The organism is Oceanobacillus zhaokaii, from assembly GCF_003352005.1.
GTDB lineage: Bacteria > Bacillota > Bacilli > Bacillales > Amphibacillaceae > Oceanobacillus > Oceanobacillus zhaokaii.
This window is the reverse complement of sequence record NZ_CP024848.1, coordinates 2537441-2558169: the sequence shown is the minus strand read 5'-3', so window position 1 is coordinate 2558169 and position 20729 is coordinate 2537441. Positions and strand designations below refer to the sequence as shown.

Below are 20729 nucleotides of genomic sequence, written 5' to 3'. Positions count from 1 at the left end.
AAATAATGAATAGGGTGTGAAGTAAATGAATTTTGGTAATGTATTAACGGCTATGGTAACTCCATTTAATCAGCATGGTGAGGTTGATTTTGAGGCAACGAAAGGGTTAGTCAATCATTTAATTGCAAATGGTTCAGACGGTCTAGTGGTCGCAGGGACAACAGGTGAATCGCCAACACTCTCACATAATGAAAAACTAGCGTTATTTAAAGTAGTCGTTGAAGCGGTAAATGGCAGAGTGCCTGTCATTGCAGGAACTGGTTCAAACAATACGAAGGAATCTGTTGAATTAACGAAAGAAGCTGAAGCGACAGGTGTTGATGGGATTATGCTTGTTGTACCATATTATAATAAACCATCTCAAGAAGGAATGTATCAACATTTCCGTACGATAGCAGCGGCAACAAGGCTGCCTGTGATGCTTTATAATATTCCAGGAAGAAGTGTCGTGAATATGGAGGCGGAGACAATCATTCGCCTATCTCGAATTGAAAACATTGTTTCTGTAAAGGAAGCGAGCGGTGATTTAGATCAAGTAGCTGAGATTATTAGTAAAGCTTCCGATAATTTCAGTGTATATACTGGTGACGACAGCTTGACATTACCGACATTAGCAATTGGAGGAACAGGTATTGTATCGGTAGCGTCCCATATTATTGGCAATGAGATGCAGGAGATGGTTCAACTTTTCAAACAAGGGGATGTAGCAAACGCCGCAGCGCTTCATCGTCATCTATTACCGTTAATGAATGAGCTTTTTGCAGCACCAAATCCAACACCAGTAAAAGCTGGCTTGAATCGAATTGGCGTTGAGGTTGGTAGTGTTCGTTTGCCGCTCGTGCCCTTAAATGATGCAGAACGCGATTCGCTTTATAATGTAATAGCTTCGTATGAAATGAAAAAGGCAGTAGGATATTAAGTAGAAGGGGAGTGAGCGCCTGTAGCTTACCCCCTTCTATTCGTTTATTTCGCGTTAAATTTTTTCTATTGAATGGAAAAAATCCTTCACCTTAGCCAAGAAAAGTGAAGGATTGTTCTTTGAACATAAACTTTAATATACTTTATCGCCATTAAAGATGGAATTTTTCACTACAACGTAATCAACGTTGCGAATTGCCTCAAGTTTATTTCCACCTGCGTAAGAAATAGAGGATTGTAAGTCTTGTTCCATTTCAATTAATGTATCTTTTAAAGGGCCTTTGTATTCCACATACATTTTCTTTCCTTCGACGTTTTTCTTTTCGCCTTTTTGGAATTCCGATGCAGAGCCAAAGTATTCTTTATAAAGCTTGCCATCTTTCTCTACGGTTTCACCTGGTGATTCTTCATGTCCAGCAAATAGTGAGCCTATCATCACCATAGATGCGCCGAAACGAACAGATTTTGCAATATCACCATGTGTACGAATACCACCATCGGCAATAATTGGTTTACTTGCAGCTTTAGCACACCAGCGAAGTGCTGCTAATTGCCATCCACCAGTTCCAAATCCAGTTTTAATTTTAGTAATACATACTTTACCAGGGCCGATACCAACCTTCGTTGCGTCTGCACCAGCATTTTCTAATTCTCGAACTGCTTCAGGTGTTCCGACATTACCGGCAATCAAGAAGCTTTCGGGTACATGTTGTTTAATATGTTTAATCATATTGATTACAGCGTTTGAATGACCATGCGCAATGTCAATTGTAATGTAATCTGGGATAAGCTTTTCGTTTGCTAATTGCTCAACGAAAGCATATTCCTCTTCTTTTACACCAACACTGATTGATGCAATTAAGTTACGTGCTTGCATATCCTTAATGAATGCAATTCTTTTCTCTGGGTTAAAACGATGCATAATATAAAAGTAACCATTTTCAGCTAAGGTTAATGCAATCTTTTCATCAATAATTGTCTGCATGTTTGCAGGAACAACTGGTAATTTAAATGTGTGTGCACCTAATGATACGGTTGTGTCACATTCTGAACGACTATCCACAATACATTTTGCGGGAATTAATTGAATATCTTCGTAATCAAATACATTTTCCATAATATACACCTCTAAATACGTATAATAATGTTGTTTTATATATTAATTGTTCGCCATTTGCTAATATACATCAAATTCAATTGAATGTAAAGCATTTGCTTTGTTTCATTACGACTAATTTACATTGTTGGTTGGAAACACTTATTAATGAGGAAATAAAGTTAAAACCCTATGCTATAATTTGGGGAGAAATTTCCATGGAGGTATACATATGGACCCTTTAGATATTATGTTAAATTTAGAGAAAATTACTCTTTATTATAAGCCTGTAATAAGTGCGGATACGCAATTGGTTGATGGTTATGAAGTTCGTGCTTATTTCCAAGAAAACGATGGGACTCTCCAATCACTTGATTGGTTTTTTGAAGATGCAACGATTCCAGATGATTTTCGTATTGAGCTAACACATTATATTCATCAGAGGGCACTAGAAGTCTTTGCAGTGCAAGAGCAATCTAAACATCTTGCCTTATTCTATGATCTTAGATTATTAGTCAGGGATAATGGGCAATCCTTACTTACCCTTTTGGAATCGGAAAAAATAAAAGGGCTGGATTTCAAAAAAATTATTATCGAAATAAAGGAAGCACATATCCCAGAAAAAATGGATGGCATTCGTAAATTTACTACATATTTAAAAACATTGGGAATAAGAGTTGCCGTGGATGTGGAGCAACGTAATGGCAGCCTTAATCGTTTGGCCATGTTAGCGCCAAGTATGATAAAAGTTGATACTGGATTCCTGAAGGACGACTCGTTGCCACATTTATTTCAAGATGTGCATCACTCCCTTGGAATGCTATCACGTAAGATAGGGGCAGCATTACTGTTTAAAGGGATATCCTCCTATAATCAACTGAACTATGCATGGAGGAATGGGGGACAATACTATCAAGGGAGTTATCTTAAAGATTCTCAACCTGTATTCGCAGAGGAAAATTGTTGTCAAGCAAAAATCAAAGCGGACTTTCAGAACTTTGTCATGTTTGAGAGGAAGAAAGTTAAAGCTCAACTCGATTTAACGAATCGGATTAACGGGTTGTTTAAAACAATGCTTCCTACTATTAAGCCTGGGGTACCTTATGATGAAATGATTCGTTCAATCGGTAAATCATGCAGTGACTTTGTGTTTAGGGTCTATATATGTAATGGAGAAGGAATTCAATTGTCTTCTAATGCAGAGAAAAACAACAAAGGGGAATGGGAACTTCATCAGGAGGGAAGGAATAAGAACTGGAGTTGGCGCCCTTTTTTCTTTGAAAATATTATGCGGATGAATGTTGAGAAAAAAGGGATATTATCTGATTTATATACAGATATTGAAAAGACGGAGTTGATTAGAACATATTCCTATCCAATCTCCGAAGCATTGTATGTTTTCCTTGATATTCCTTATGGTTATTTATATGAACAGGATGGATTGTTATGATATTTAGTCAGACAGAAGGTATATCGATCTGAATAGTATTCGATAGAACTCGGGAGTGATACTATGAATATAAAAATTGAATTAACATATAAAACAACAAAAGGAACGGAAGCAACATTTATTTCCGATGAGATGCGTGCAGAAAAGGGGATTTTAATTGCAGAGGATCTAGAAAAAACAGGAAGGTCAAAAAACCTATCCTTTATTGACCGCCATGATAATAAATGGACAATAAAGGAGCTAAAGAAATTTATGCAAGGAATCGAAACTGAACCACATAATGTAACGGTTTATTTTGATGGTGGGTTTGACTTAAAAACGAGAAAATCGGGACTCGGCTGTGCCATTTACTATGAACAAAACGGGAAGAACTTTCGACAAAGAATCAATGCCTCTGTTGAGGAACTAGAAACAAATAATGAAGCAGAATATGCTGCCTTCCAGCTTGGGTTAAAGGAAATTGAACGATTAGGTGTTCACCATCTCCCCGTCACCTTTATTGGTGATTCACTCGTCGTTATCAATCAACTAAATGGGGAATGGCCAGTCTATGAAGCAGAATTATCGAAATGGATTGACCGAATTGAAAAACAGCTAGAACGATTAGGGATCACACCTGAATATGAAATCGTCTCACGTAAGAAAAATAAAGAAACAGATCATTTAGCATCTCAAGCTTTGGATGGAATTGAAATTAGAAGTACAGTTGAGATTGGTGCAGAAAAATGAGCAGAATGCAGCATCATTAGTTGCGATCTGGAATATTTGAAGATGAAAAGTTGATATAAACTGTTAACTAAAAAAATTGTAATTTCAAATCTGGATGGCGATTCCTTTTACAAGAGTCTCCATTCCTTGCGCTAAATCAATTACGATTATTAGTAGGTTTGCATCTTTAGTTACTGCACAATCCCAGCGGAAGAAATACACGAAGACTCCTGCGGGAAGAAGAGGCTCACCAGCTCCCCGCGGAAAGCGAAGTGTATTTCTGGAGCGACTGGTCAGAGAGCTCTTGTCACATTAAACTAGTTCGGAGTATATAAATTATACCAATCAGCGATGACGTCATATTTGTTGTTTTTAAAGTTAGAATATATTATCATTTAAAGTATTCGTTTTCATAAAAATATCATTGTGAAAAGTATCACGTGATAAAACAGGGAATTTATTGACGTTACATAATAAAAAATCATTCGAGAAAGTAAAGGAGTAATACCATTGAAAATTGGAATAGATAAAATCGGCTTTTATACACCACATTTGTATGTAGATATGAACGAATTGGCAGTTGCGAGAAACGTTGAGCCTGCGAAATTTACGATCGGAATCGGGCAGGAACAGATGTCAGTTGCCCCGATTACGCAGGATGCTGTTACATTAGCGGCAAATGCGGCTTTGGAAATCCTGGACGAAAATGATAAAGAAAAAATTGATCTTGTTATTTTTGGAACAGAATCAGGAATTGACCACTCCAAATCTGCAGCAGTTTATGTTCATCACCTATTAGGAATAAACCCACAAGCACGTTCGATTGAATTGAAGCAAGCTTGCTATGGCGCTACTGCAGCAATTCAAATGGCGAAAGGACATATTGCCTTGAATCCCGAGAGTAAAGTGCTCGTACTAGGCTCAGATATTGCTAGATATGGTCTCAATACCTCTGGAGAATCCACACAAGGGGCAGGTGCTGTTGCAATCGTCATTAGTGCAGAACCAAAGATTATGGCATTAGAAGACCAAAGTGCCTTTTTAACTGCAGATATTATGGATTTTTGGCGTCCAACATACTCAGACCAAGCATATGTAGATGGAAAATTTTCAAATGAGCAGTACATTGCATTCTTCTCGAAAGTATGGGAAGCGTATAAAGAAAAAACGGGTCATTCAATCGAAGACTTTGAAGCGATTTGCTATCACCTTCCATATACAAAAATGGGTCTTAAAGCATTGAGAACCATTTTGGATGAGGGAAGCGAAGCGGATAAAGAGCGCTTATTAGCGAACTATGAGATTAGCAAGACATATAATAAAAATGTCGGCAATATTTATACTGGCGCCTTATATTTAAGTCTGCTTTCCTTGCTTGAGCAAAAAGAAGACTTGAAGGAAGGTTCACGAATCGGTTTATTCAGCTATGGTTCAGGTGCGGTAGGCGAGTTCTTTACGGGTATTCTGCAACCTGATTTTAAAGCACATTTAAACGTTGAAAGCCATTCGAATTTATTTGCATCAAGGAAAGAAGTAAGTGTCGGTAAATATGAAGAAATTTTCCAAGAATCTTTACCAGTTGATGGTTCAAGGATTGAGCTAGATATTGATAAGGATCCTGCGACTATTTGCTTATCAGGGATGGCAGATCATATGAGATTGTACGTAAATAAAGAAAGATAGGTTCAAAGCTATTATATAAGAATACTCGGTAAAACCCTGTGAATTTTGCACAGGGTTTTAATTTTATTCTGAAATCTTATTGTACGAAGGATTTTAAAAAGCAGGGAAATTGATAAATATTTAGATTGAAATGCAAGAAGTATATAACTATAATAGGTTAGTATTATATGAAAAATTAAGCATAAGAATAAAGAGAATCTCTTCATCATATTGTTATAGGAGCTTCGATTATTCATTAACTATTAGAGGTGCGAAAAATGGAATTCAATATTGGTCCGCGTATGGTAAAAACGGGCCTTGCAGTTACGTTAACATTAATCATTACAGGGATGCTTGGGCTGAAGCTGGAAATTGTAGCGGCAATCGCTGCTGTAATAGCAATGCAGCCTTCGATTATGCGCACCTATGACTATCTTAAAGAAGTTGTTATTTCAAATAGTGTTGGCTCAGTATTTGCAATTCTTGGTACGCTTTTGCTAGGAAATCATCCACTTTCTGTTGGGGCAGTCGTAATTATTTCGATTGCAATCAATATCAAGCTTGGTTTAAATAAAACCGTAAGTTTGACCGTGTTAACAATTGTTACTTTAATGCTTGCAAATGGAGCTGGAGAAGGGATTAGTATTCTATATATTGTTCAGCGACTATCTTTGGTAACTATTGGAGTACTTTCTGCATTAATTACGAATGTGCTCGTTTTTCCGCCAGACCATCAGAAGAACTTATTTAAGATTATTAAAAAAGCGAGCGAGAAAACAAACTTCTTGTTGCGTGTCATTCCAAATGAAACGATGAATGTTCCGCAGATGAAGGAAGAAGATCAGCAAATCGAGAAATTAATTAATGATGCAAAGAATTATTACGAGATTATTTCGGATGAACGAAATAGTTTGATTATCAAAAATAAGCTTAGCTTCTTAAGGAATATCATTATTTATAAACATATGATCCAAGTGCTAATTAAAAAACACACATTAATTATAGAACTCGAGAAGAATATGAAAGAGATCGAGACAATTCAGGAACATAAAGCATATTTAATTAATAAGTTAGTCAAAGAGATTAATAATTATAGTGAGAATATCGTTCTCTTGTATGAAAATAAAATAATCTTAGATAAAGATTTACAAAAAGAAACAAAGGCAGCGATGCAAGTAACAATTAATAATTTAATTGAAGAATTACAAGGATCGGAATTTGATAAATGGACCTTCGTCTTTCCAATAGCTAATAGTATTGTAGAATTATTCTTTGAGCTTGATAAATTAGAAAGGCTAGTAAGAATAAAAGAGGCGAAGGAAAATAAAAATTAAACTAGAAATACTAACCATTCTTAGGTTAGTATTTCTTTGTTACGAGAGTCTATTATCATAATTAAATTTTGTATATTTATATATTTTTCATCCATTATTTATAATAAAATTACTCAATCCCCAATTAAATAGAAAATTTGATCGGGGATTTAACTTCTTTAATGCATATTTTTCTATGAAAATTGTATTTTATGTTTTTGACTAATGTTTGTCATTCGATTATCTTAAATAAAGCGACTCGACATAATAGAATTTAAGTGCATCGTGTTAGAATAAGATTAGACTTTTAGAATGATAGTTTAACCTAAAATAATGGTTTATGATAATAATTAAAATGGAAGGGGAATGGTTTATGAAATTTTTCCATACAGCTGACTGGCATTTAGGGAAATTAGTACAAGGTGTTTATATGACAGAGGACCAACGCTATATTTTAGAACAATTTATTGACATGGTTAAAATAGAGAAGCCTGATGCAGTCATTATTGCGGGGGATTTATATGATCGTGCGGTTCCACCGACAGATGCGGTTCATTTATTGGATGAGGTATTGCAAAAAATTGTTATTGAATTACGAACACCAGTTTTAGCGGTGGCGGGCAACCATGATAGTCCTGGGAGATTAAATTTTGGCAGTAGTATTATGAAGAAAAATGGGTTGCATATCGTTGGGAACTTCACTAAGGATTCTGAACCTATTACATTGCATGACGCACACGGAACGGTACAATTTCATCTCGTGCCATATTGTGATCCAAGTGTAGTAAGGAATGTCTTAGAAGTTGAAGACATTCGTACGCATAATGATGCGGCAAGGGAAATTGTTGCGCGTATTACTGAAGATATGGATCCAGCTAGCCGTCACATATTTGTTGGACATGCATTTGTCACACCATTTGGCGAGGTAGAGGAGAATACGAGCGATTCCGAACGTCCGTTGTCAATTGGTGGAGCAGAGTATGTCGATGCCCACCATTTCGAGCCGTTTCATTATACGGCACTTGGTCATTTGCATCAGGCACATCATGTATTGGCTGAGAAGATTCGCTATTCTGGATCGATATTAAAATATTCTATTTCTGAAGAATATCATAAAAAAGGCTTCCATGTTGTCGAAATGGATGCTGATGGAAATGTTGCAATTGAAAAACGGTTGCTCACTCCCAAACACGAGATGCGAACGGTTGAAGGAACATTGGATGATCTTCTGAAACAACCGGTAAATGAGGATTATGTATTTATTAAATTGCTGGATGAGACACCCGTTCTTTCCCCAATGGAGAAGGTTCGTTCCGTTTATCCAAATGCTATGCATGTCGAACGAAAAAACTATTCGTTAACGACGATGCAATCGGTAGGGAACGCCTCAGAAAACAGAAGCAAACTAAGTGATATTGATCTCTTTAGGGCGTTCTATAAGGAAGTTAAGGGTGCAGAAGCAACTGCAGAAACAGAGGAAATCCTTATCGACGTGCTTGATGAGCTTCTAAAAGAAGAGAATGAAACAGGAGAAAGTACAAAACAAACAGAAGTGATTTCTTAGACAAAAGCTTAAAGCTAGTTTAGCGACGTATGGACTGGACTGAACCGTAGGAGATAAAGGAAACATGCCCCTTCACATTAGGGGTATGCCGACGTTGGCAAAGCCTGCTTTTAGTCGGCCATCCTTAACATAGCGAATCGATGTTGACTTACACCACAAGGGTATAAGTGCGACTAAGCCTCTGGTTTCACCAATCGGCAAGTCTTCTTTATCGTACGAAGGTGAAGGAAGTCTCGCTACAGCTTTAGCGCTGGAGCTGGACGAGGCCAATTCTGTCATAAGAGTTGTAATAGAGGGATTTTTATACATTTTCTCTTTTCATAGAACAAAAGTTTAGCCAAGCCTTTCGGTGACAAGGCTGCCGTCGGTACACTTGTAGTAAGAAGGTTTTTTAATACTCTCTTAACTACTCAAGCAATCTGCAGTGAAAATAGAGAGGGGAATCTAGATTGAAGCCACTTAAATTAACGATGACCGCATTTGGTCCGTATAAATATACAGAAACAATTGATTTTACAGAGCTAAGGGAAAATAAATTGTTTGTTATTTCCGGGAATACTGGTGCAGGGAAAACGACGATATTTGATGGGATTTGCTTTGCTTTATATGGCAGTGCAAGTGGAACAGATCGCGAGGATAATCGTATGCTTCGCAGCGATTTTGCTGACGATAATACAAATACAGCTGTTGAGCTTGAATTTGAATTAAATGGAAAAGTATACCGTATACTTCGTCAAATAGGGCATGTGAAGCAAGGAAATAAGTCGAAAACCGGGGAACGATATGAATTCTTTGAACAGCGGGACGGAAAAGAGGTTCCTTGTGTTGATCGACAAATTGTTTCGGAAATCGATAAGAAAATTGAAGCAATCATAGGTCTCACACAGGATCAATTTAAACAAATTGCCATGCTTCCACAAGGTGAGTTTCGTAAACTATTAACCTCAAAAACAGAAAATAAAGAAGCTATCTTACGTAGGCTGTTCAAAACAGAAAATTACCAACGTTTGAATGAGCTATTAAGAAATAAAAAGAATAAAGTTGAACAAAATTTCAATAAAATCAAGCAAACGAGAGATCACTATATTCAAAACATTATGAGTGTCTTGCCTAATCGAGAGCAATCATCATTATTTAATGTGCTTACTTCGGAATACTATAATGTCAATCAAGTTATTGCTGGACTAGGAGAAGAGGTTCAATTTTATCTTGAGAAAATTGAGAGTGACCAGGAAAAATATGAAGAAGCCTATCGAATTCATGATAAGAAGCAAACTGCTTTCCATCAATCAAAAGCAATAAATGAACGTTTTGCCGAATTGAATCATAAAGAAAATCAGCTAAAGGAGCAGCAGGCCCAGATTCCACATGTTGCTAAAAGAGAAGAACAGCTGGAGGCGGCAGAACGGGCAAATAAAATAGAGATTTTTGAAAAACAGCTGAACGAATGGCGTACAGAAGAAAAGGCAAAACAAAGAAATCTAGCATTAGCAGAGGAAGCGAAGAAAAAAGCGGAGAATAACATTGCGAAAGCGGAAGAACACTACAAATTAGAAGAGAAAAATCAGGAGAAACGAGAAACAGTTAGTAAGGAATTAGAGCAATTAAATGATCATCTCCCTATCGTAAAAGAAATAGATGATCGAAAAAAACATTTACAAACACTTGAACATAAAGGAAAGCAAACGTTAAATGATTTAAACCAAGCAAAAGCAGTACTAAAAGAAAAACGAGACCAAATGGAAGTATATCAGGAAAAAATTAAAGCGGATGATGATGCGGTAGCTAAGTTACCTGAGAAACACCAAACATTGCAAGAAATGCGTGAAAAGGTAAAGGTGCTGATGGCATATCGTAAACTGATGGAATCCCAGGATAAGTTTGACAAGGATGTACAAACGAAGAAAGCAGTTTTCGAACAAAGTAAAGAATCTTATCAGCAGGCAGAAGGATCATGGATAAATAATCAAGCAACCGTGTTGGCGGGGCATTTGCATGATGGTGAGGCATGCCCAGTCTGTGGAAGCCTGGAACATCCAAATAAAGCAGTTGCAGTAGTGGATATGGTCACTAAGGAACAATTAGATGCCCTGAAACGTGATTTAGATAATAAAGATCGTGACTACCGTGATGCCACAGTAGAGCTAAGAGCAAATCAGACACAGCTTATGGAGAAGGAACATGAGGTTCGTGCATATAATATTCCGTTACAGGATGTAGCAGTTATTATCGATCAGCTAATATTGGAAGGAAAACGATTAGGTGAGGACGAGAAACAATTAATTACCCTTCGTGACGAGCTCAAGAAAATAAAAGAAGCTCAAGAGAAATTATCATTGGAAATAAAACAGTTGGAGCCAAAAAAAGACAAAATTGAAAAATCATATTATGAGATAAAAACAGCTTATCAAAGTGATGCTGCTGTATATCAGGAAAGAATAAAGAACATTCCAGAAGAGGTAAGAGTTTTAACAGAATTAGAAAAACAAATTAGTGAAAAGCATACCCTTAAATTAGCAATGCAGAAGGCGTGGGAAGATGCACAAGCTAATTACCAAGAAGCAAAAGAAGAACAGGCTCGAACAGCAGCAGATCTATCTCACGCAATAAAACAATTACAAGAAACAAAGGAAAAACGTGAACGGTCTGAAAATCAATTTAAGGAAGCATTAATCAATGCGAATTTCGGATCGATAGAAGCATATTCTCATGCTAGACTTTCCGAACAACAGCAGCAAGAATGGAAGGAAGCAGTGAAGCAATTTAATCAGCTTCTTTCCACTTTGACACAGCAAGTAAATGAATTAAGAGATTCTCTTAAGGAGAAGACAAGAGTAGATTTATCTTCACTCGAACAAGAATTGACAGAATTAAAACAGGCATATGAGTATGCATTCCAACAGTTGAATCTTTCAAAAGAAAATAAGCAGGAAGCTTCCATGCTAAAAGAAAATATTATAAATGCGCAAAGTAAAGTAGAAGATGAGGAAAAGCAGCTGGCAACAATTGCAGATTTATATGATGTTATGAGAGGGCATAACAGTCAGAAGCTCTCCTTTGAACGATACTTACAAATTGAGTATTTAGAACAAATTATCGATGCTGCAAATGGTCGCTTACGCGGATTATCGAATGGACAATTCTACTTAATGCGCAGTGATCGCCAGGAAACCCATGGCAGACAAAGTGGATTGGCACTAGACGTTTATGACTCCTATACCGGACAAGCACGTGATGTGAAGACATTGTCTGGTGGAGAGAAGTTTAATGCATCACTGTCCTTAGCGCTCGGAATGTCTGATGTTATTCAAAGCTTCCAAGGGAATATTTCCATTGATACGATGTTTATTGATGAAGGCTTTGGTTCATTAGATGAAGAATCGCTGACAAAGGCAATTGATGCATTAATTGACCTGCAGCAATCAGGGAGAATGATTGGAGTTATTTCCCATGTTGGTGAACTGAAAACCGTGTTCCCAGCAATGCTTGAGGTTAAGAAGACGAAGGAAGGGTACAGCCAGGCGAAGTTTGTTATTAAATAATAGGAAAATTACTTTGGAACATTGATCGATTAATTGTTGAGGTACGAGAAGATTTGAAAAAATAATGAAGCGAATCTCATTCGAAAGGAATTGGGTTCGCTTCATTTGCATTTAACTCAAATACCGTATTTTTCTATTTTATTGTAAAGTGTCACCCTAGATATACCTAGTTTTCTTGCAGAAGCAGATTTATTTCCATTCATTTCTATCAGTGTTTCCTCGATTAGCTGTTTTTCTATATTATCCATTTGTCGCCGTAGTTTCTTCGTGTCAATCGCCTTGGATTCATAAAAGGCATCGGGTGCTTCTTGCTTGAATAATCGCAGTAAATCATGTTTGTGAATAACAGATGATTCAGATAGAATAATCATTCTCTCCATCAAATTCCTTAGTTCGCGAACATTTCCGGGCCAATGATAGTCAAGGAGTAATTGAGATGCATCCGTTTCCATTTCTGGGGGACTTACTTGATATTTAACTGCAAAATGATTTAGGAAAAAGTTTGCTAATTCAAGAATATCGCTAATCCTGTTTCGTAAAGGCGGCATTATGATTTGAATTACATTTAGCCGGTAAAATAAATCGCTGCGGAATTTCTTCTCTTTCATTAGTTGTTCTAAATCCTGATTGGTAGCGGCAACGAAGCGAACATTAATCTCTTTCCCCGAAGAATCACCAATTCGATAGACGACATTTTCCTGCAGAACACGAAGCAGCTTAACTTGCATATCTAATGGAAGCTCACCAACCTCATCAAGAAATATTGTCCCACCATCCGCCATTTCAATTTTTCCAGCCTTGCCAGCTTTATCTGCACCAGTGAATGATCCACCTTCATAACCAAATAGTTCGCTTTCAAATAATGCACTAGGGATAGCACCGCAATTGACGGGAACAAACGGTCCATCGCTTTTCAAGCTCGCCTCATGAATAGCACGTGCGCAAATTTCCTTTCCAGTGCCACTTTCTCCTAGAATGAGTGTGGTTGCATGAGTCTTTGCAGCTTTACTTGCAATTTGAATTGTTTGTTTTAAAGCAGGACTGCTTCCCTTTAATTTAGAGAAAGGGGTATCCTCGTTATTCGTAATTAGTTTTTGCCTTAGCTCGGATAATTCTGTTGAAGTGTGTATCAGATTATCATTTAATTTCACGATTTGGGAAATATCTCTTTCGATAGATACTGCACCAATCAGTTCATTTTCATCATTATAAATAGGTGATGCATTAATGACAACATGCTTATCCTTTCTTGGTTGATGGTACATATTCTTTACTGCCTTTTTTGTTTGCAGCACCTTAAGTACCATTAAATCATCGTTGTGAAAAAACTCACCAATCGGTTTATGGAGTATTGCTGACTGGTCGATATTGTAGGTTTTCACTGCTGCATCGTTCCAGAAAAGTACCTTCATCTCTGCAGTGATAACAGTAATGGCATCATCTTCTGCAGCTAGTATTGCATCAAGATAGTATTGGGACTTCGACATAAATCTACCTCCCGTGAGCTGTATTATTCTTATACAGTATGTTTACAACATTGTAAATATACTTTACAACTATTATAGATTATTTCTCTTATTTTACAATTGAAAATGCGGGCAAGCGAATGAATTATATTGTATCCATTGCAGTTATGCTCAAAGAATTACCCAATTGTATTTAGTTGGCATGTTTCTTGCAAGAGTATATATAAGAAAGGAAATTATCTAGGAGGTGTTAAGAATGGTATTACCGTTTAAGCATGAGCCATTTACAGATTTTAAAGTGGATTCGAATCGCAGAGATTTTGAAAAAGCGTTAGCATTGGTGGAGGGTAAATTAGGTGAAGATTATCCAATCGTAATTAATGGTGAGAAAATTTTTACTGATGATAAATTAATTTCAATGAATCCAGCTGATAAAGAGCAACTGATTGGTAAAGTTTCAAAAGCTACGAAGCAGCACGTCGATCAAGCAATGGATGCAGCACTAGAAGCGTTTAAAGCATGGAGAAAATGGACTGCAGCAGAACGCGCAGATTTACTATTTCGCGCAGCAGCAATTATCCGCAGAAGAAAGCATGAATTTTCTGCTTGGCTTGTGTATGAAGCTGGAAAACCATGGGATCAAGCAGATGGTGATATTGCAGAGGGAATAGATTTTCTCGAATATTATGGACGACAAATGTTGGAGCTTGGACACGGGAAAGTGCTAAATGATCGGGCAAATGAACATAATGCATATTTCTACCAACCGATGGGGCCGGGAGTTGTAATCCCACCGTGGAACTTTGCATTTGCAATTGTATGCGGTACGACGATTGCACCCGTAGTAGCTGGTAATCCAGTGTTACTAAAGCCATCGGAAAATACGCCGGTAATAGCTTATAAATTAATGGAGGTTTTAGAGGAAGCAGGACTGCCAAAAGGAGTCGTAAACTTCGTTCCAGGGGACCCGGAAGAAATAGGAGATTATTTAGTAGATCACAAAGAGACAAGGTTTATTAATTTTACAGGTTCAAGAGCAACTGGAACAAGAATTTATGAACGGGCGGCCAAGGTGAAAGAAGGACAGCAATTCTTGAAACGTGTTATTGCTGAAATGGGAGGAAAGGACACAATCATCGTCGATAATGATGCAGACCTTGATTTAGCAGCTGAATCAATCGTTCACTCTTCATTCGGTTTCTCGGGGCAGAAATGCTCTGCATGCTCACGAGCTGTGATCCATCAAGATGTCTATGAAGAAGTTTTGGAAAAGGTAGTCTCACTCACGAAGCAATTAACGGTTGGCAATCCTGCTAGTTCGAATGTTTACATGGGGGCTGTTGTGAATCAAAAACAGTTTGCTAAGATTAGAAATTATATTGAAATAGGGAAAGAAGAAGCTGTGCTCGTCCATGGCGGCGAAACAGACGACACCACAGGTTACTTTGTTTATCCTACTATTTTTAAAGATATAGATCCGAAGGCTAGATTGATGCAGGAGGAAATTTTCGGGCCTGTTGTTGCCTTTACGAAAGCAGCGAACTTTGATGAGATGCTTGAAATTGCGAATAACACGGAATACGGCTTAACGGGTGCTGTAATTTCCAATAACAGAGAGCATTTAAACCGAGCACGCTATGATTTTCATGTTGGCAATCTTTATTTTAACCGTGGATGTACAGCAGCGATTGTAGGCTATCAACCATTTGGGGGCTTTAAACTGTCAGGTACCGATTCGAAGGCAGGAGGACCAGATTATTTGCAGCATTTCTTAGAAGCAAAAGTAGTGTCGGAAACATTTTAATGCTAGTGTAAAAATAGCCAAAAGTTAAAGGAGAAAGAGACATGGCGAATGTGACGAGAGATTTTTTCATTGGCTTATCGAATAATAAATTTTTGAATGATCAAGCAAAAAAATGGGGGTTTCGCTTAGGTGCTGAAAAGTTTGTTGCTGGCACAAATATTGATAGCGTTACCAATGTAGTGAAGGAACTGAACAATTGTGGGATTAGTTGTACCATTGACAATTTAGGAGAATATATTTCTGATAAATCAGAAGCGATTGCCGCAAAACAGGACCTGATTAAGATACTAGAAAAGATTCATAAAGAAAAGCTGGATTGCCATATTTCTGTAAAGTTAACCTTGCTTGGTTTGGATATTAATCAATCCTTCTGTATGGAAAACACTAAGGAAGTGCTTGATGCAGCGAAGGAATATAATATTTTTGTCAATTTCGATATGGAAGATTATTCTCATTATGAACAGACAATGGCAGTCTTGCGTCATTTCAAAGAAACGTATCCTCAAATTGGTACTGTGATCCAGTCCTATTTATATCGTGCTGCAGATGATTTGGAAGGATTACAAGAAACGCGAATTCGGCTAGTAAAAGGTGCATACAAAGAAGCTGAATCCGTAGCTTACCAGTCAAAACAGGAGATTAATCGTAATTTTATTGAGCTTGCAAAGGGACGATTATTAGGCGAGGCATTTACTTCGATTGCAACCCATGATCATAATATTATTAATGAATTGAAGACATTTATCGAGGAAAATAAGATTGATAATAGTAAATTTGAATTTCAGATGCTGTATGGCTTTCGAACGGAAATGCAGCATGAACTCGCTAAGGCAGGTTATCCATTCTGTACGTATATCCCATTTGGTACGGATTGGTTTGCATACTTTATGCGCAGGCTTGCTGAGCGACCGCAAAATATTAATCTAGTAATGAAGGATGTTTTTTATACGAATGAGGATAAATTAAAAAGAGGGCCAATAGTTCTTGGGGGGATTGCTCTTTCGTCAGCACTGATGTTGTTGGGGAAAAGGCGAATGAGGAATAGAAAGGCAGTATAATAGTTATGAAAAAGGACCGCGTCTTTTAACGATGCGTCCTTTTTCATTTGGAAAATATAAAGAGAAAAGATAGTGATTCTAAACTGCGACATAAGTATGGTACTAGTTTCGATAACATACTTTTCATAAAATTTATTACAAGTTAAAAATATGCATTCTAACCTAGTACTACTTTACATAAGATAATAAAAATTTATATTGCTTAGATTATCATTCATACTAGTTTTCATTTTAAAGAGAAAGGTGGGCGGAAGGTAAAGGACTAAATAAAAAAATAATAAGGAGCTAAAATAATGCGGAAATTAGTTAACGCTTTCTTTCTGTCGGTTGTATTAATCTTGTTTCTAGCAGCCTGTGGATCTAAATCCGAATCAGATGATGCCAATGCAGAATTTGATCTTGTGGAGCCTGGTTATTTAACAATTGTTTCTTCAGGTGGATTTATTCCTTTTACTGACATGAAAGACGGAGAGATGGTTGGATACGACATAGATGTTGGAAGAGAAATAGCGAATATACTAGGATTGGAGCCCAAATTCGTCAAAGCGGAATTTAGCGGGATGATAACTGGAATTCAAACTGGACGCTATGATCTAGCGATTAACAGTCATACCATAACAGAAGAACGAAAAGAACAGGTTAATTTTACTCATCCGTATTACTATTCTGGCTCGATGATTTTTTCACCTCCCGGAAGTGATATCAAAACCGTAGAGGATTTGAAAGGGAAAACTGTCGCTTTAAATAGAAGCTCTAATTATTATAAAGAGGCTCAAGCATATACGGATAAATTCGCCTTTTATGATGATGACTTAAGAGCACTGCAAGCTGTAGCTGAAGGTCATGGTGACGCAGGAATTAATGATGCGATATCAGGTCAGACCGCGATTGCACATGGTTTAAAACTTGAAGCACACCAGCAATTTAGCTCAACGGAACAAGCGATACCGATTCATAAGGAAAAGGTGGAACTATTACAAGCAGTAAATAAGGCAATGGATGAATTGAGAGAAAGCGGAAAATTAAAAGAGCTTTCAATTAAGTGGATAGGCTTTGACGTTACGGAGCCGCCAGAAGACATTGCAGAATGAATGCCTTTATTGCTATTCATTTGAAGGAGTGAAGAACATTGGATTCCCTCTACCATTTTTTTGAAACATTTTTAGTAAGCTATGAATTATTTATTGCAGCCATGTTTTTAACAGTCGGGATAACCATTTGTGCCTTTATGTTTGCTTTAGTATTCGGAATGTTTTTCGCCTTTCTAAAGTTAACTAAGATTAGGGTGCTCATGTGGATTTCAGACTTTTATGTTTGGATTATTAGAGGAACACCACTTATTGTACAAATATTTGTATTGTATTACGGCTTAACGAACATTATCTTAATGCCAACTTTTTGGGCAGTAACAGTAGCACTTGCTTTTCATGTGGGTGGATATTTGACGGAAATAATTCGCGGTTCGATTAATTCTATCGATAAGGGTCAACAGGAGGCTGGGAGTTCATTAGGCATGAGTGCTGCTTTAACAATGAGGAGGATTATTTTACCTCAAGCTTTTAGACGAGCTATCCCTTCTTTTGGTAATCAATTTATAATTGCTCTTAAGGACTCTTCACTAGCCTCTTTTATTGGCATGCAGGAATTGTTTGGAGTAGCTAATCTTGAGGGCTCTACTAATTTTGATTTTATGACATATTTATTAGTTGTTGCCGTTTATTATCTTTTTATAGTCTATGTGTTTACGATACTTGTGAAGTTTTTAGAGAGGAAAATGTCAGTTAGTGATTAGGGAGGTATTGTATGAATGAAAAAAGTGAAATAATTCGGGTTGAAAAACTAAACAAGTATTTCGGAGACCTCCATGTGCTGAAAGATATTGATATGACAGTAATGAAAAGTGAGGTTGTTGTATTAATTGGGGCCAGTGGATCAGGAAAAAGTACTATTTTGCGCTGCTTGAATTTTCTTGAAAGAAAAGATAGTGGAACGATTACACTTGAGGGGGAAATAATAGAACCAAAAACACAGAATTTAAATAGAGTACGGGAAAGGGTAGGAATGGTTTTTCAACATTTTAATTTGTTTCCCCATAAAACGGTACTTGGAAACGTGATAGAAGCACCGATAAAAGTAAAGAAAATCCAAAAGGATCAAGCAATAAGGGATGGGATAGAACTACTGAAAAAAGTTGGGCTCAGCGATAAAATTAATGTGTATCCTTCAAAGCTTTCTGGTGGACAGAAACAACGGGTGGCAATAGCAAGAGCCTTAGCAATGAAGCCTGATGTTATGTTGTTTGATGAACCAACTTCTGCTCTAGATCCGGAGTTGGTAGGTGAGGTGCTAGCAACAATGAAGCAACTTGCAGAAGAAGGGATGACAATGGTTGTTGTTACGCATGAAATGGGATTTGCTCGTGAAGTTGGCAACATAATATTATATTTACATGATGGTAAAATTATTGAACGTGGCAATCCAAAAGAAATATTTGAAAGCCCTCGAGAGGAAAGAACAAGAGAATTCCTGAGTAAAGTATTATAGGAATGGATAAAATAAGATTTTTTACAGATGATGGCTTGTAAAGAATTTCAGTTGTAGGCAGTACAACTTTCGATGAAATGATATCATTGAAGTACAATAGTATGATGGACTCATGTCGGGTTGGATTCATCTCCAATAGAAGGGAGGTAGTGCCCGTAACATTATTCGAAGCATAGGTATGAGCATTGACTTTCGGAATGTTGATTATAGCAAGCTGCTGACATATAACCCAAAAATAAGCCCCACGTTGAGTTAACGGCTTTATTGGGTGCTCGTTTTTAATCCATATAGCACCCAAGTATCTCACCCAAAACATTCGTCATACTTGAAGTTATCCGCTTTCTATGTCATAGTATTATTGTAATAATAAATTAAATAGAATATAAGTTGTGGGGGTACCAGTGTTGCTGGTTGAGATTGTATCCGTTTAGATACTGACTCTTAGAACCTGATCTGGCTAAAACCAGCGTAGGGAACATGCTTGATACATAAATAGTATGCGCCCTAGGATTTATTTCTAGGGCGCTTTTTGGTTTTCACTGAATCTATTAGTATAAGAGCAGCCTCTATCAAACTTATATAAGGGGGTAGTTCATAATGAAAAAGATTGTATTCATTAGTTTTTTGCTCATTATACTCGCAGCTTGTGGGAATAATGATAGCGAAAGCGAAACATCTGATAATACAGATGGACAGCAGGAGTTAGAGAAAGTAACCGTTGTATTAGATTGGACGCCAAACACGAATCATACCGGTTTATATGTTGCGGCAGATAAAGGGTATTTTGAAGAAGAGGGACTTGATGTAGACATCATCATGCCAGGTGAAGCTGGTGCGGATCAGTTAGTCGCATCAGGACAAGCAGAATTTGGGGTAAGTTATCAGGAATCAATAACAGAAGCGCGAATCCAGGATATTCCAATCGTATCAATTGCAGCGGTAATTCAACATAATACCTCTGGATTTGCATCGGTAAAAGATAAAAATATTACATCGCCAAAGGATTTCGAAGGTAAATCTTACGGTGGATGGGGCGCACCGGTTGAGAAGGCGGTAATCGACTCGATTATGAAACAAGATGGTGCAGACGTTAATCAAGTTGAAGTTGTGAATATTGGTGATTCAGACTTCTTTACTGCAATGGAGCAGAATATTGATTTCGCCTGGATTTATTACGGCTGGACTGGAATTGAAGCAGAACTTCGTGACGAGCCAATCAACATGGTTTATTTAACCGATTATAGTGAGAAGCTGGATTATTACACACCGGTACTTACTGCGAATGAAAAAATGATAGAAGAGAATCCAGAAACCATTAAGAAGTTTCTAAATGCTGTTTCAAAAGGGTATCAACTTGCGATCGAGAATCCAGCAGAAGCAGCAGATATTCTAATTGAGGCAGTCCCGGATCTTGATCCTGAATTAGTGAAAGCGAGCCAAGAATGGTTAGCATCGAAATACCAAGATGATGCTGAGCGTTGGGGTGAGCAGAAACTAGAAGTTTGGGAAAATTATTCAGCATGGATGTATGAAAATGAATTATTAGAAACAGAGCTAGATAGTGAACAGGCATTTACGAACGAATTTTTACCAGAATAATGAGG

The 20729-nt window shown here is 37.3% G+C and carries 15 protein-coding genes and 1 riboswitch; of the genes, 13 read left to right on the top strand and 2 right to left on the bottom strand.

From position 1 onward, the window contains the following. Nucleotides 1–25: 25 nt before the first annotated feature. Complete coding sequence (gene dapA / locus CUC15_RS13015; protein WP_114917072.1) at nt 26–919, top strand: 4-hydroxy-tetrahydrodipicolinate synthase; 894 nt, start codon at nt 26–28, stop codon at nt 917–919. Between the two features lie 132 nt (nt 920–1051). On the opposite strand, the gene guaC is transcribed toward dapA, so the two are convergent. Next, a complete protein-coding gene (gene guaC / locus CUC15_RS13010) occupies nt 1052–2035 on the bottom strand; it encodes a GMP reductase (protein ID WP_114917071.1) in 984 nt (327 codons plus the stop codon). A 211-nt stretch (nt 2036–2246) separates the two neighbouring features. On the opposite strand from guaC, the gene CUC15_RS13005 reads away from it, so the two are divergent. From CUC15_RS13005 to CUC15_RS12980, 6 genes are all read left to right on the top strand, one after another. Next, a complete protein-coding gene (locus CUC15_RS13005) occupies nt 2247–3464 on the top strand; it encodes an EAL domain-containing protein (RefSeq protein ID WP_114917070.1) in 1218 nt (405 codons plus the stop codon). 63 nt (nt 3465–3527) lie between these two features. Continuing rightward, nucleotides 3528–4193 carry a reverse transcriptase-like protein gene (locus CUC15_RS13000; RefSeq protein ID WP_114917069.1) on the top strand — a complete coding sequence of 222 codons (666 nt, stop codon included), beginning with the start codon at nt 3528–3530 and terminating at the stop codon, nt 4191–4193. A gap of 489 nt (nt 4194–4682) precedes the next feature. Continuing rightward, complete coding sequence (locus tag CUC15_RS12995; protein WP_114917068.1) at nt 4683–5855, top strand: hydroxymethylglutaryl-CoA synthase; 1173 nt, start codon at nt 4683–4685, stop codon at nt 5853–5855. A 257-nt stretch (nt 5856–6112) separates the two neighbouring features. Further along, the gene (locus tag CUC15_RS12990; RefSeq protein ID WP_114917067.1) at nt 6113–7168 is read left to right on the top strand and encodes an FUSC family protein; all 1056 of its coding nucleotides are present in this window, start codon (nt 6113–6115) and stop codon (nt 7166–7168) included. A 352-nt stretch (nt 7169–7520) separates the two neighbouring features. Further along, nucleotides 7521–8711 carry an exonuclease SbcCD subunit D gene (locus CUC15_RS12985; protein ID WP_114917066.1) on the top strand — a complete coding sequence of 397 codons (1191 nt, stop codon included), beginning with the start codon at nt 7521–7523 and terminating at the stop codon, nt 8709–8711. Nucleotides 8712–9160: 449 nt separating this feature from the next. Further along, nucleotides 9161–12253 (top strand): AAA family ATPase, encoded by a 3093-nt coding sequence (locus CUC15_RS12980; protein WP_114917065.1) that lies wholly within the window; start codon nt 9161–9163, stop codon nt 12251–12253. Between the two features lie 116 nt (nt 12254–12369). On the opposite strand, the gene CUC15_RS12975 is transcribed toward CUC15_RS12980, so the two are convergent. Then, the gene (locus CUC15_RS12975) at nt 12370–13740 is read right to left on the bottom strand and encodes a sigma-54 interaction domain-containing protein (RefSeq protein WP_114917064.1); all 1371 of its coding nucleotides are present in this window, start codon (nt 13738–13740) and stop codon (nt 12370–12372) included. A gap of 235 nt (nt 13741–13975) precedes the next feature. Between CUC15_RS12975 and pruA the strand changes: the two genes are divergently transcribed. The 6 genes from pruA (at nt 13976) to CUC15_RS12945 (ending at nt 20724) form a co-directional block, all read left to right on the top strand. Beyond that, on the top strand, nt 13976–15523 hold the full coding sequence (gene pruA, locus CUC15_RS12970) for an L-glutamate gamma-semialdehyde dehydrogenase (protein ID WP_114917063.1): 1548 nt from the start codon (nt 13976–13978) through the stop codon (nt 15521–15523). A 41-nt stretch (nt 15524–15564) separates the two neighbouring features. Beyond that, nucleotides 15565–16581 (top strand): proline dehydrogenase family protein, encoded by a 1017-nt coding sequence (locus CUC15_RS12965; protein ID WP_114917062.1) that lies wholly within the window; start codon nt 15565–15567, stop codon nt 16579–16581. Nucleotides 16582–16874: 293 nt separating this feature from the next. Continuing rightward, complete coding sequence (locus CUC15_RS12960; protein ID WP_114917061.1) at nt 16875–17672, top strand: transporter substrate-binding domain-containing protein; 798 nt, start codon at nt 16875–16877, stop codon at nt 17670–17672. Nucleotides 17673–17710: 38 nt separating this feature from the next. Beyond that, nucleotides 17711–18373 carry an amino acid ABC transporter permease gene (locus CUC15_RS12955; RefSeq protein WP_114917060.1) on the top strand — a complete coding sequence of 221 codons (663 nt, stop codon included), beginning with the start codon at nt 17711–17713 and terminating at the stop codon, nt 18371–18373. 11 nt (nt 18374–18384) lie between these two features. Beyond that, complete coding sequence (locus CUC15_RS12950; RefSeq protein ID WP_114917059.1) at nt 18385–19125, top strand: amino acid ABC transporter ATP-binding protein; 741 nt, start codon at nt 18385–18387, stop codon at nt 19123–19125. A gap of 381 nt (nt 19126–19506) precedes the next feature. Beyond that, nucleotides 19507–19617: riboswitch (TPP riboswitch) on the top strand. 105 nt (nt 19618–19722) lie between these two features. Beyond that, on the top strand, nt 19723–20724 hold the full coding sequence (locus CUC15_RS12945; RefSeq protein ID WP_114917058.1) for an ABC transporter substrate-binding protein: 1002 nt from the start codon (nt 19723–19725) through the stop codon (nt 20722–20724). Nucleotides 20725–20729 lie beyond the last annotated feature (5 nt).